This window comes from Paenibacillus sp. V4I3, from assembly GCF_030817215.1.
Taxonomy (GTDB): domain Bacteria; phylum Bacillota; class Bacilli; order Paenibacillales; family NBRC-103111; genus Paenibacillus_E.
Genome location: NZ_JAUSZA010000001.1, coordinates 3855697 through 3869262, shown reverse-complemented (window position 1 = coordinate 3869262; position 13566 = coordinate 3855697). Strand labels below are relative to the sequence as shown.

Genomic DNA, 13566 nt, shown 5'->3' with positions numbered 1-13566 from the left:
TTGATTCACTCCGTTTTAAATGATTTGGTCGATTCTCGTTCTATGAAAGTAAGCGGGACCTCGATCTCTCGTTTCTCACCAGTCTCAGCCTTATTGCCAAATTTATGTAGCAGCTTGTTAATGGCCGTTTGGGCTTGATAGTTATAAGGAATGTCCCAGCTTGATATACCCGGATAACTGTGTTTAGCTATATAATCGTTGTTAATTCCAATAATCTGAAGCTGGTTTGGAATCTCAATCCGCAGCTTATTGGCTGCCGATAAGATTCGTAAGGCTACATGGTCATCAAAAGCAATGATGCCTACGGGTGCCACATGGCGCTGCAGTAAGCTTTTGAGAAAAGCTTCTATATCCAAATCCTTAGAAGTATCCACGATCTCATGATTGACATCGCTTGCATATTGCTCCGTCCCGGCATTGAACCCCATGCGGCGCTGTTCGTCGATAACCTTCGAACCTTTACTGCCTACGTAGCAAAGTGCTTTACAGTCACGTTCCACCAACAATTTAGTGGATTGTTTGCAAGCCTCGGCAAAGCCTAGATTCACTGCACCTAATGCAATATCCTCCGGCCAGTTCCAACCATTGATAAGAACTAATGGCGTACCGCTGTTTACGATCGATCTTGTAGATTCGAAGCCCATTGCTAAACCATGACATATCAAACCGTCTACTCTACGCTGCAGCAAAACTTCGAGATTTCTCCGCTCAATATCCGGATCGAACCCCCCTGAGGAAAATACAGATAAGTGATACCCCGCATTATGTGCTTCAATCTGCAAATGTTCAGCAAGCTGTCCATAATAATTCGTTACCCCCGGTAAGATGAGACCGATCTCATACGTTTTGCTGCGGCTTAACCCCGCTGCCATCGTATTCCGTCGATAACCTAATTGCTCAGCAGCCAATTCGACCTTGTGTATCGTCTCTTTCGACGAACGAATACCACCTCGATTCAGCACATTGGAGACTGTGGCAATGGATACTCCTGCTGCTGCTGCCACTTCTACAATTGTGACTTGTTTGGGCTTGCTCATCCTTGTTTCAACTCCGTTTTGTTAAACGTTTAACATCCTCTATTAGCTTAAATTGAAACGTTTAACCTGTCAAGAGATAAAATAAATAATTTAACACTTTCTCAATAAAAAAAGACCGAACACCCTCTCTCCGAAGGTAGTTCGATCTTCTATTAACGCCTTACTTTTTGTTTTTCTCCAAAATGGCATTCGCATCCTTGCGGAATTTGGCTGCCGCTTCTTCAATCGTTGTTTTCTTATACAAGATCTGCTCGCTCGTCGCTTTTAACAGTTTCTCAATTTCGATGGAACCTACTGGATTAGGAGGATCCATTTGACTGCTGTTTTGTTCAGCCCACGCCACATAATCAAAGATTTTGACTTCATTCGGTGATAAGAGTGGCTTCAGCGCTTCCTTCACTTTGGAGGAAACAGGGACACCGCGGTCACCTTTAATCAATTTGTTCGCTTCAATATCATTCACGAAAAAGCTGATGAATTTCGCTGCTTCTTCTTTTTGCTTAGAGTTATTCGTTACTGAGAAATACATACTAGGCTTCAAGAATAGACCTTTATTACCGTTACGACCAGGGAGCGGAAATAATTCAAGCTGACGATCTTTAATCAAATTGGCTACTGCCAAAAATTGGTTAGACCAACCATTACCTGAAACTGCATTGCCTAGTAAAATTTCATCTTCTTCTGCTACGCCTTTCTTCTGTGACTCTTTGTCGAGTGAAAGGATATAGCCGGCATCGTACCATTTTTGATAACGCTTGAAGTAGTCTACAAGTGGCTTATCATCTGAGAAACCAAGAGCCGTTCCATCTGCGTTGTACATCTTTTGATCGATCGTTCTGAGATAATACGGGAAAAATACTTCATGGCGGACACCGAAACCGCCTATTTGTTTGCCGGCTGCTTTGGCTTTGGCTGCTATCGCATCATAATCTTCCCAAGTCCAATCTTTTCCTGGTACTGTGATTCCTAGGCTTTTGAACGTATTCACATCTAATGTCGTATTTAGCGCATTAACCCCTAAGTTCATAGCCACAAGTTTACCTCCGACTTCACCGCCGGATATAGCATTAGGGCTGATCGAAGAGACATCGAGAAGGCCATTTTTCGTATATGGCGTGAGATCAGCTAACTGATTTTTCCCCCCATACTGCGAAAGATAAGAGATATCCATCTGGATAACATCTGGTAATTGGTTTGCAGAAGCCTGAGGCGCAAGCTTTTTCCAATAGTCGTCAAATGGTGCGTATTCCGCTTCAATTTTTACATTCGGGTGCTGTTTCTCATAAAGCTCGATAACTTTCAACGTGTAATCGTGACGCGCTTGCCCTCCCCACCAAGCAACACGAAGCTTAACAGGATCTTTACTTGGTGCGGTGCTCGGTGCTGTCGTCGCCGTTTTGGACGGTTCGCTGCTAGCTGCTGTTGTTGACGTTTTAGTGCCTGTGGAACAAGCTACTGCCGTGAACATCATAGATAGCGACAGAGCTAAGGTGAAAACTTTTTTCATCTCTATTCCTCCCCTAAATGAGTCGATCGAATTTGGGTAACGCTTACATGTTTATTATCTAACTTTCGGAAGGAAAGATTAATGCAGAAAATAGTGGTGTTTGTTCAAAAAACAGTGATCATTGGCTCCAATCTCAAAACAGGCTTCTTTAACTGACATTCGTCCATGCATTTCAAATGCCATTGAAATACAATAGTCTATCTTAATGCAGAAGGGAGCGAATTGGAATGGGTTATGCTGCAGGAGGTTGTTATGGCGGTGGTCTGGGTACAAGTACAGGTGTAGTCTTGGTTCTCTTCATTCTTTTGGTTATTATTACTAGCGCATTTGTATTGTAATTCGTAACAAGCCTTTAAAAGAATGCAACATTCGTAGGAAGTAATTTGGATACCATTCAACCCATTCTCCCCCCCAATCTCTCCACTTGTCCTTATTGATTTCTTGGCTATTGAGGAGCCCACAAATTACGATGAAAGGAGTGACTGAATATGGGATATGCAGCAGGAGCAGCAACAGCAGGCTACGGCGGGTCTAGTTCAGCAGCAGTATTGGTTCTCTTTATTTTATTGGTTATTATTACAATGACTTTTGCATTGTAATACGACGTATTCTGTAAAATAAATTCAGATCCACAGCACACGCTGTGGATCTCTTGCTGTGATCATTTACATAAAAAAAAATAAAACCTTTTCCACTTTTCTTACGTAATACTGTTTATGCATGACATTCTTTCAGGGTTAGGGAGGTTTCTTGCTTATGACAACGACACTCAATTTTCACCAAACCGCTTCGATCCGAGACGCTATCTCCATGTTGGTCTGGTATCTACGAAAAAAGCGAAGAGCGTAACATGACTCGTATCCCTACGGAAAAAAATACATCCGAATAAACGCCTATGACGTCCAGCAGGACGCCAGCGTTTATCGAGGTTGATTGGAAAAAGGCTGCTCCTCTGAAGAATTCCTTCTAGAGATGCAGCCTTTTTACTGTTAGTAAGGAATTAGTAGCTCGTAGACAACCAATTTACTTTGGACCAGTTCAGCTTCGCGGCTCCCGCACCATCTGCAGCGGTAAGCCTTGTCTTTAAGGTAGATACAGGATCTGGTGTATAGTTGTAGGGCAGCGTACTGAAACCGTTCCATGAGAACGCTTTGACTGGTGCCGGTACCGGCGCCAGCGGACTGCCAGCCGTTTCACTGTCACCTGTATACGAAGAACCTTCAAGTGTATATTGCGTATTTACCGCGCGAATTTTGCCCGTGTAGGTTGCGTTCGCAGGATCTGTTTGATTGTTGCGTAAAGGGTAAGCGACATCAATAATTTGCGAATTTTCAACCAGTACAGCACCGTTCTCAGTTGAAATCGCACCATTGCTCGTCACACCGAAATGGTATCCTTTCCCTGCTAATGCGGTTTCCATCGCCGAAGTTATTTTATCCTTCGCGGCCCATGCTGACGCATTATCCATCACAACGTTATACACATGCGCATTTCCTCCACGTAAACGAGGCATGCGGTCTTGCATATCTTTGTAGTAATTATGGTGCAGAGTTACCTCTAGATCGGCATTGTCGGTAGCAAATTCTGTTGATCCAACCAAATGTCCCTTCTTTTGGCCGGCAGCTATAGCGATGACATCAGCCTTACTTAAACCAATGCTGCTGCTCCTCAGATAAGCGTACATCGGATAGGCTGACAAATTGGCTTCCATCGCGTTTATTTGTTGGGTTACCCAGCTAGTAGAGCTCTGGTCGTCTGGTAAGAATGATGACCAAGAGACCGTTACGCCGTTACTTCCCTTTTTCACATCAAGTACGCCGTCATAGGCTTTATGGAACGTACAGTGATCTACCCAAACCTTGGTGCTAGCTCCTTCGATCGTTAGATAATCCCAATCATTTTTGTCATAATTCCCTTTCGTTGATTCATCCCATTCCCATAATTCATCAAATTCCAGGTTGCGAATGATCAGATTGGAACTGAACTTCACGTCTAGTGCAGCGTGTTTGATTTTTGCTCCATTAGCTGAGAAGATGGTCAACCCATTAAAGCCATCGATGTAAATTTTACTTATCCCTGTCGTCAGCAGCACAGGATGAGTCAATGCAGGGTTGTTAGCGACGAAAGGCATGACTTGTGCAGCTATCGGAATTTCATTCCAGCCCAAATTCAGATCATTCATAATTTCTATGACTTTGAAACCGGATCCTTTTTTCAAAGCAACAGCAAGATCTGTGGCATTGAAAACCTTTTTGTAACGAGGATCTGTTTCCGGTATGTTACCGCCACCCGTATTGCCCTCAGCAAACCCGGCCAAATTATACGTGCTTAAGGTACTTGGCACTGGGGTTGGAGCCGGTGTTGGGCTCGGTGTTGCTGTTGGCGTTGGGCTTGGTGTAGTTGTTGGCGTTGGAGATGGTGGAGTCGGAATCGGAGTTGAACTTGGCGTTGCTCCACCAGCACTGTCTGTCACAAGGACTTGATCGAACTTCGTTACGGTTTTGAAAGCAACAAGTCCTACTGCTCCGGAAGTTAAACTGGTATCACTAGTATCCTCAAAAGATAGCTGCAGGGTGCCATTCACATACATACGAATCATTTTACCGGATAAGTCCAGCTTGACGGTGTACCATGTCCCAGTCGCAAGTGGATAATCCATGGTCGTCAACGTCGTTGTAGAACCGCCTACTTTTTTACGAATCTCAAGCTTGCCCCCATTGCTATTGTACAAAGATGCTGCATAGAAATTATTTCCGTCTTGATATCGGCCGGCTACATAAGCTCTGTTAGAGCCATTGAAATTTTCAACCTTTACCTTGGCTTCAACGCTATAGTCCGTCCACGATTGACTACCCGCGGAGGTCCTTCCCTCACTTGTACTCGATTGGCTGTATACGTTGTTACCCGCGTCTTGAACGACAGACCACGTTCCGCTTGTTGGTGTCCATCCAGAAGCAGTACCATCGTCAAAATTACTGCTTAATAGGTTTGCCGCATTGGCTGGAAATGCAATGACCAAGGATAAAAGAATCGTTGCGCAGAGGACCCATACAATCGATTTATCGAACTTTTTCATTTTTAAATTGGCATTCATTCTCAAAATTCAACTCCCTTTTTCTGTCTTAAGGTTCGTTCCGGCCTATATTCGTTCCTGTTGGCGTTCCTGCTCCAATCAAATCACTGCCAGAAGCAAGCTTCAAAAAGCTGCCCAAGTTCGGAGAACCATCCGCACTACGCGTTAATGTAGGTGTTAAGCTAACAAAATCAGCATCGCTGGCCAGTAGACCTTTGGCGTTGGTGCTTTGATTATTTTTCCACCATACATTCGAACTTTGTACATCAGTACCGCTTGATTTATCGCTCGATGCTCCTTTGTAAGACAAGTTATTACTGAACATGTGAGTTCCGAGATCAAAAGTGAAATTGCCTGCCCCGTTGCTGTAGGATGTGTTGTTTGTCATTGTAATGGAGCCTGGATTGCTGTTATACGTAAAGCCGTGTTTTTTGTTCAAGTAAGCAACGGAGTTCGAAACGATATGGTTTACGGCGATTTTTTCCCCGCCTAATTTATAGCCATTTCCATCACTGTTACTCGTTGTGCTTCCCGAAGAAGTCTGGCCGTTATGATGCGCTACACTGTTCTTAATCGTAACGGCTCCGATCGGACCCGTCTCTGTTTTTGTGTACAAATCCCATCCATCGTCTGTATTGTAGGCCGCTATACAACCATCAAAGACATTTCCAGGACCAACCGTCAGCTTGGCTGCGAAACCGTCAGCGTCTTCACCGTTATCCGGATCAAAGTTGTCATGGGAGTATGTATTTAATACTAAGTTGTTAACAGGCCACTCGTTATCAGCAGCTGTGGATGCGTACCTGCCAAGCTGCACTCCTGTATCCCTGTTATGGTGTACATCCAGGTTTTCCAAACGATTATTATTCCCTGATACATAAACGCCATTATCCGCTGCCCCTTTGATTTCCAGCCCTTTGACTGTCCAAAAGCTGCCGTTTATTTGGAGCCCTCTAGCATTGAGTGATACATCTGCTGTATTGTAGCTCTGTGAACTGAAATCAAGAATAGGCTTCTCTGCAGCATAAGGGACGATTTGTTTAACAGCACTTGCTGTACCGTTATTTGTACGATCTATCGTAATTTGACTACCGAAGCTGTACGTTCCACCGCGCAAATAAATAACTCCCCCAGGAGCAACTTTTGATAAAGCAGATGTCAGCGTTGTTGGACTAGCCAGCGTACCTGCATTGCTATCCGTCCCATTCGGAGCTACATAGACTTCACTAGCAGTTGGAGACGGACTAGGTGACGGTGACGGCGATGGTGAAGCCGATGGGGACGGACTAGGCGACGTTGTCGGTAATGGAGTGGCCGTTGAACCAGCACCATCGGTAACGACGACTTGATCGAAGCTAGCCGAACTTTTATAGGCTACCAAGCCAACAGCTCCCGAAGTTATAACAGGTCCCGAAGCTGGATCTGAATCATCTTTCGTGAGCTGCAAAACACCATTCACGTACATACGAATTGTTGAACCGACTAACTCAAGCTTAACCGTGTACCACGTTCCGGTCGTGAGAGGATAATCCAATGTCGCCAATGTTGTTGTGGAACCGCTTACTTTTTTACGAATCTCAAGCTTACCTCCATTGCTGTTGTACAAAGAAGCCGCATAGAAATTATTGCCGTCTTGATAACGGCCCGCTACATAGACACGATTTGTGCCGTTCCAATTATCTACTTTCACGTTTGCCTCTACCGCATAATCCGTCCAAGACGTATTACCGGCTGATGCGCGTCCTTCACTTGAACCGGTTTGCTTATACACATAAGAGCCGCCGTCCTGTACGACGGACCATGTCCCATTTTGCGTTGTCCAGCCACTCGCGTTCCCGTCATCGAAATTGTCACTGAATAAATTGGCTGCGAGAACGGATGGCATGAGCATCATACCAGCAATTAGAGATGAAGTAACAATCGCAGCAAGGGTATTTCCAGGTTTTAGTTTTTTCATTAATTACATTCCTCCTTTAATTGTCATAACCTTATCCATTTCCTATCTGATAACGAGATGAACATATTCCCAACGAATAATACGACCAACTCCCTCAATTGGATTTCTCTCGGCATTGCCAAGGAACCATCATCTGTCTGTCTAACAAACAAAATATATCTTCAGTTTCCAACGTTCAGCAATAATCATTTTTACATTTATTTGCTGTTTGCAGTAGAATAAGGGTTTCTCAGCAGTCAATAATCCTTAACTCAGATGATAATCACTATATCTGTTTTTGGATTAATATATATAAAAGCCCTCTATCCATGAGTTTCATCATGAAATAAAGGGCTTAACCGTCAAGATCTCTTACAGTGCTGCACCTTTTCCGCCATCAATATTGACGGAAGTGCCTGTAACATAGGAAGCTGCATCCGAGGATAAGAAGGTGATCACATTAGCCGCTTCCTCCGCATTCCCAATCCGGCCGAGCGGAATGTCATGCTTTGGATCCGATGCATACTCCTCCCAAGTCTTTTCTGGCGCCTCACGCTTCCAACCTCTCTCAATCTGGCTGCTGCGAATTTTCCCAATGCAGACTGTGTTCACACGAATCTGGGCAGATGCCAGGTCTTTGCTCATCGCATTCGTTAATGCAAGACCTGCGGCACGGCTGACCGAAGTCGGCAGTGAAGACGCGGGTGGTGTTTTGGCTGCGGAAGTCGTTATATTCACGATAGAACCGCCTCCTGCTTGACGCATGTAAGGGATTGCATAACGGGAGCAATGAATGGCTCCAAATAATTTCAACTCCAGATCTTGCCGCCATAACTCCGTGCCAACCTGTTCAAATGGCTCAGCAGCAGACGTACCTGCATTGTTCACTAGAATATGTAAACTTCCAAATCGCTGAACGGTTTGTTCCACAGCGCGTTGACAGTCGGCCTCCGAGGTCACATCCGCTTGAATCGTTAGCACCTCACCCTCTGTCAAATTGGCAATATGGACAGCGGCTTCTTGAAGCTGCTCCTCATTCCGTGCGAGTATCGCGACTTTGGCTCCTTCTCTCGATAAGGAAATCGCTGTTGCCAATCCAATTCCTTTACTTCCCCCAGTAATCAAGGCTACCTTACCCTGCAATCCCAAATGCATCGCTTCACGCTTCCTTTCCTTCAATCCTAAGTTAAATATTTCAATAGTTCTAGCATACTCCTATTCCACTTATTTTTTCAAATTTCAATGGATTAAAAAAGAGGAGCCTAGGCTCCTCCGGTTAAAACCAATAGATTTGACGCACTATTCGTTCAAATAAACGGCTTTCCCTGTCCGTGCAGACTCATAAATCGCCTCAAGAATTTGTGAAACGACATAAGCTTGCTCAGGCGTCACTACAGGATCTATATCATTTTCAATGGCTTTAATCCATGTGCGCATTTCCAGATCCGCATCGCTTTCCTTAGCGCCGTCATAGAAAGCAACACCGCCTGCTTTCAGATCCACTTCAGTTGTAAATAAGCGGCTATGTTTCTCACCATTGATGCGAAGCCCGCCTTTCATATCGGCTCCGCCTTCGGTACCGCTTAATGAGCATTTGGCTTCGTCGACTTCAAGCGTATTCAGTGCCCAGCTGGATTCCAGCATAATTGTAGCCCCGTTTTCCATGACGATCATACCAAAAGCAGAATCCTCCACGGTGAATTTACTCGGATCCCAAGGCCCCCAAGCATTGGCGGCATTTTCTTTTTGGGACAATTCGTGGTATGACGTTCCCAGCACCACTTTCGGCTTGTAGTTATTCATCATCCAAAGTGTTAGATCCAAAGCATGTGTACCGATATCAATAAGCGGTCCTCCGCCTTGCTTCTCTTCATCCAGGAATACGCCCCAAGTTGGAACTGCGCGACGACGAATGGCATGCGCTTTCGCGAAATAAATCTCGCCAAGCTCCCCTTCCTCACATACGCGCTTCAAATGCTGACTATCAGCCCGGAAACGGTTGTTGTATCCGATAGTTAGCTTCTTGCCTGTACGCTTCGCTGTTTCAGCCATGCGCTTAGCATCCGCTGCTGTCTTAGCCATTGGCTTCTCACACATCACATGCTTGCCAGCTTCAAGCGCAGCAATGGCAATTTCGGCGTGTGAATCATTCGGTGTTAACACATGAACGATATCAATAGCAGCATCCAGCAAAAGCTCTTTGTAATCCTCATATACTTTAGCGGCTTTGGAGCCGTATTTCTCAGCGGCAGTTTCAGCCCGCTCTTGCACGATGTCACAGAAAGCGACCAGTTCAACATTCGAAAGCTTTTTCAAACTTGGCAAATGCTTGCCGTTTGCAATGCCTCCACAACCAATAATACCAATACGAAAAATACGTGACATGTGAATACCTCCAGAGTAGTGATTAGTTTTGAGTTAATTAGGAAGTTCGATAGCGACTTCGCGTTTAATAAGCGATGACCGAATGATGCCATCAATGATGGCTTGATTGCGAACGATCTGTTCACCAGGAATCGGGGCTGGTTTGCCATCCCGGACAGCCTCTACGAAATCGCGGACTTTCTCGTTAAACAAATTTAGCTTATGATCAATCAGCGGAATTTGGCTTTCCGTGTGATGTCCACGAACATCGTGGAAATAGGCAATGGAACCCACACTTCCGTCGAACACTCCGCTCCATGGCCCTTTACCTGCTGGCGTTACTTTGAGTCCACCATCGGTACCAAGGAATAAGGTTGGTCCTAGTGTATCCATATGCATCGCCCATGAAATTTTGAAATTCAGCACGAGATCGTCTTCAAAACGGATCATCGCAACACCGAAATCTTCCACATCGAATCGACTAGCTTCCTTATGATATAACGGATTCGTTCCAAAATAGTTACTGCTGTAAGCGGATACGGTAAGCGGTTTCGGATAACCAATCGCATTCAAAGCCATATCGAGTGAGTAACAACCAATATCAGCCATTGCTCCTGCTCCGGCGATTTCCTTGCTAATAAATGTACCGCCAGGCATGCCTCTGCGGCGTCCTCCGCCTGTTTCTACATAATAGACCTTACCCAGTTGACCGGACTGAACCACGTCCTGAATAATCTTCATATTAGGATCATATCTCGGCTGGAATCCAACATTGAGCATGAAACCCGTTTTCTTCGCCGTTTGCGCCATCTCGACTGCTTCTTCCAGCGTGACGGACATCGGCTTTTCCAGCATAACGTTTTTCCCCGCCAGTAAAGCATCTACTGTCGTCCGATGGTGAGCCACATTAGGTGTGCAAATGCTTACCCCATCAAGGTCTAATTCCAACAGCTGCCGATAATCATCAAAGGCTTGTGCCGAAGGAATTTGCCAAAAATCAATGAATTGTGCCGCTTTGCCTGGTACCGCATCCGCTACCGCTACAATCTCTACGTCAGCTAGTTCACGATAAGCTCTTACATGAGCGCCAGCAATACCGCCGCCTCCAATAATGCCGATCTTCAATGTTTTGTTCATCGAGATTACCTCATCGCTATATGATATTAAGACATCTGTCATAAATGTAGCATAGGAATAACGATATTTTTAGTCTAACTTTAGGACAATCAGGTTAAGAAATTACGACAAGAAAAACCAGACGGTTTTAACCACCTGGTTTATAAAGTTACTACAATGACTAGCTTTCTCCTGCTTTCCTTTGCGCATCCTCCAGATAACTTCTGTAGACTTGCTCATCCGGATGATCACGGGTTAAATCATCATAGTAGCGAGTGACCTTCTGAAAATAATACGAATACACATCTTGTATGGGGACAAGTCTGTAAGGATCCCATCGATAAGTTTCCACGTTGTAGGCCTGATCCTGTTCATGCACCCACAGCGCTATTTCGCAAAGTCCATCTCTTCCGTCTCGGCCAGGCATATCTTCAATTTCAAGATGGTTATAGAAAGTTCCCGGAGGAATCAGACGCTGGAAACCGGTTGGTGTCCACTGAACGATATCGAGCTCGGAGGAGGATTCACGCTCATTTTTCCAGCCAATAACCAAGTCCCAACCTTCTCTTCGTGACACAGGGGCTGCTGCGAAATCCGTAACTGCTTGGATTCTACCTGTTGCAGCAGAAGCGATTGGAAACCAGTTACCGGAATAGTTTTTCAACGAAAACAGATACTGATTGTCCAAATATCTATACAAAGCTGTAATTTCAGGCTGACCATCGCCGTCCACATCCGCATAAATAATAGCCGCTGGGCTCCCCTCCTTCTGCAATACGACAACCTCGGCTTCCTGAGGTATACAGCTTCGGACGACGGAATGGAAATCAATTGGGGTCAAACTCATCGTTATCCCTCTTTTCGCATTATTGTCAACTAAAGTATATGCGGCAGAGAACTTGGCCCATGAGTAGCAGTCAACAACATATCGAGTAGGTGCTCATTCCTATCTAATCACTCCCCATACTCTCAACCATCCCACGATAGGGCTAATCACTTGGATGGGCTGGCGCGGCGCGACGAACTGTAAGCGCCTTTTCGGCGCTTAGCGGGCGGGCTCGCAAATAAACTGACGCCGTCGGAACTCGCGTCAGTTTCAATATGATTACAACTTCAGACTGATTAGCTTCAGCTCAGTCATTTCTTCCACCGCATATTTCACACCTTCACGGCCGACACCACTATCTTTGAGCCCTCCATAAGGCATATTGTCGACGCGGAAGGTAGGAATATCGTTAATCATCACTCCGCCTACCTCTAAATCCTCTGCAGCTCTTAGCGCTGCGCCAATATCATTCGTATAAATTCCAGCCTGCAGGCCAAAGCGCGAATTATTTACAGCCGAGACAGCTTCATCCAACGTGGTAAAGGGAGTCAGTGTCACAACGGGTCCGAAGACCTCTTGGCACGAGACCGAGGCCGTTTCAGCCACATTCGTCAAGATCGTTGGCGGAAAAAGGCACGGTGACAATGCTTTGCCTCCGGACAGAGCAATCGCTCCACCTGTTATTGCATCGGATACCCAGCTCGCGATGCGGTCAACCTCTTTACAGGAGATTAATGCAGACATGTCTGTAGATTCCTCAAGCGGATCACCAATGACCAATTTCTCTACCGCGGTCTGGAACTTAGCTGCGAACGTTCCGTATTTGCTTTCATGAACATAAATACGTTGAATGGAGATGCACACTTGACCGCTGAAGGAGAAAGCTCCCAGCACACAACGATCCACTAGCTGTTGCGTTATATCCACATTGCTATCGATGATTACGGCCGAATTAGATCCTAACTCAAGGGTGACTCGTTTAAGCCCTGCTTTATTCCTCATCGCAATGCCCACTTCAGGACTGCCTGTAAACGTGATAGCCGCAATTCTCCGATCACGTACCAGTTTCTCGCCAATCACAGATCCTTTACCTGGGATGACGTTAAGGGCCCCCGCAGGTAAGCCGGCTTCTAGCATAATCTCCGCTAATGCAAGCGAGCTTAACGGTGTTTGACCTGCTGGTTTCAATACAACCGTATTGCCGGCTGCTATAGCAGGCCCCACTTTATGGGCAACAAGGTTGAATGGGAAATTAAATGGGGTTATGGCTCCTACAACGCCAAGCGGTTTACGCACGGTGAACGCTAGACGTCCCTCGCCACCCGGTGCTGCATCTAGGGGTACAGTCTCACCGTGAATACGTTTAGCTTCTTCTGCTGCAAATTTGTAAGTATGAATCGTTCGAGAAATTTCCGTTCTGCCTGTTCTAATCGGTTTGGCCGCTTCCATCGCCAACAGACGGGCTAATTCTTCTTTGCGCTCTTCCATCAGAAGCGCTGTTTTCTCCAGAATTGCTGCGCGTTCGTGTGCAGGCATTTTCTTCATTATCCTACTCGCAGCCTCGGCTGCTTGGATTGCATCTTCTGCATCCTCTTCATCTGCTTGGGCTACCTGAGCAATAAGTTCACCGGAATAGGGCGAGAATAAATCGGTATAGATGGCTGCTTCTTTCCATTTTCCATCGATAAATAAATGTTTTTTCATACG

At 45.5% G+C, this 13566-nt stretch carries 11 protein-coding genes; 2 read left to right on the top strand and 9 right to left on the bottom strand.

What is annotated here, in order from left to right:
- Nucleotides 1–5: 5 nt before the first annotated feature.
- The gene (locus tag QFZ77_RS17660; RefSeq protein WP_307441455.1) at nt 6–1037 is read right to left on the bottom strand and encodes a LacI family DNA-binding transcriptional regulator; all 1032 of its coding nucleotides are present in this window, start codon (nt 1035–1037) and stop codon (nt 6–8) included.
- Nucleotides 1038–1197: 160 nt separating this feature from the next.
- Entirely contained in the window at nt 1198–2544 is a 1347-nt protein-coding gene (locus QFZ77_RS17655) for an ABC transporter substrate-binding protein (RefSeq protein ID WP_307441453.1), read from the bottom strand.
- A 227-nt stretch (nt 2545–2771) separates the two neighbouring features.
- Between QFZ77_RS17655 and QFZ77_RS17650 the strand changes: the two genes are divergently transcribed.
- Both QFZ77_RS17650 and QFZ77_RS17645 read left to right on the top strand, forming a co-directional pair.
- Complete coding sequence (locus QFZ77_RS17650; RefSeq protein WP_307441451.1) at nt 2772–2882, top strand: YjcZ family sporulation protein; 111 nt, start codon at nt 2772–2774, stop codon at nt 2880–2882.
- A 150-nt stretch (nt 2883–3032) separates the two neighbouring features.
- Complete coding sequence (locus QFZ77_RS17645) at nt 3033–3143, top strand: YjcZ family sporulation protein (RefSeq protein ID WP_307441450.1); 111 nt, start codon at nt 3033–3035, stop codon at nt 3141–3143.
- Between the two features lie 401 nt (nt 3144–3544).
- On the opposite strand, the gene QFZ77_RS17640 is transcribed toward QFZ77_RS17645, so the two are convergent.
- From QFZ77_RS17640 to QFZ77_RS17610, 7 genes are all read right to left on the bottom strand, one after another.
- Nucleotides 3545–5638, bottom strand: a complete 2094-nt coding sequence (locus QFZ77_RS17640; RefSeq protein WP_307441448.1) for a pectate lyase family protein — start codon at nt 5636–5638, stop codon at nt 3545–3547.
- A gap of 28 nt (nt 5639–5666) precedes the next feature.
- Nucleotides 5667–7502: a right-handed parallel beta-helix repeat-containing protein gene (locus QFZ77_RS17635; protein WP_307449596.1), complete on the bottom strand. Its 1836-nt coding sequence runs from the start codon at nt 7500–7502 to the stop codon at nt 5667–5669.
- A 423-nt stretch (nt 7503–7925) separates the two neighbouring features.
- On the bottom strand, nt 7926–8708 hold the full coding sequence (locus tag QFZ77_RS17630; RefSeq protein ID WP_307441446.1) for an SDR family NAD(P)-dependent oxidoreductase: 783 nt from the start codon (nt 8706–8708) through the stop codon (nt 7926–7928).
- 144 nt (nt 8709–8852) lie between these two features.
- Complete coding sequence (locus tag QFZ77_RS17625; RefSeq protein WP_307441444.1) at nt 8853–9938, bottom strand: Gfo/Idh/MocA family protein; 1086 nt, start codon at nt 9936–9938, stop codon at nt 8853–8855.
- A 33-nt stretch (nt 9939–9971) separates the two neighbouring features.
- Entirely contained in the window at nt 9972–11054 is a 1083-nt protein-coding gene (locus tag QFZ77_RS17620) for a Gfo/Idh/MocA family protein (protein WP_307441441.1), read from the bottom strand.
- Nucleotides 11055–11214: 160 nt separating this feature from the next.
- Nucleotides 11215–11880 carry a hypothetical protein gene (locus QFZ77_RS17615; protein WP_307441439.1) on the bottom strand — a complete coding sequence of 222 codons (666 nt, stop codon included), beginning with the start codon at nt 11878–11880 and terminating at the stop codon, nt 11215–11217.
- A 258-nt stretch (nt 11881–12138) separates the two neighbouring features.
- Complete coding sequence (locus QFZ77_RS17610) at nt 12139–13563, bottom strand: aldehyde dehydrogenase family protein (RefSeq protein WP_307441437.1); 1425 nt, start codon at nt 13561–13563, stop codon at nt 12139–12141.
- Nucleotides 13564–13566: the final 3 nt, after the last annotated feature.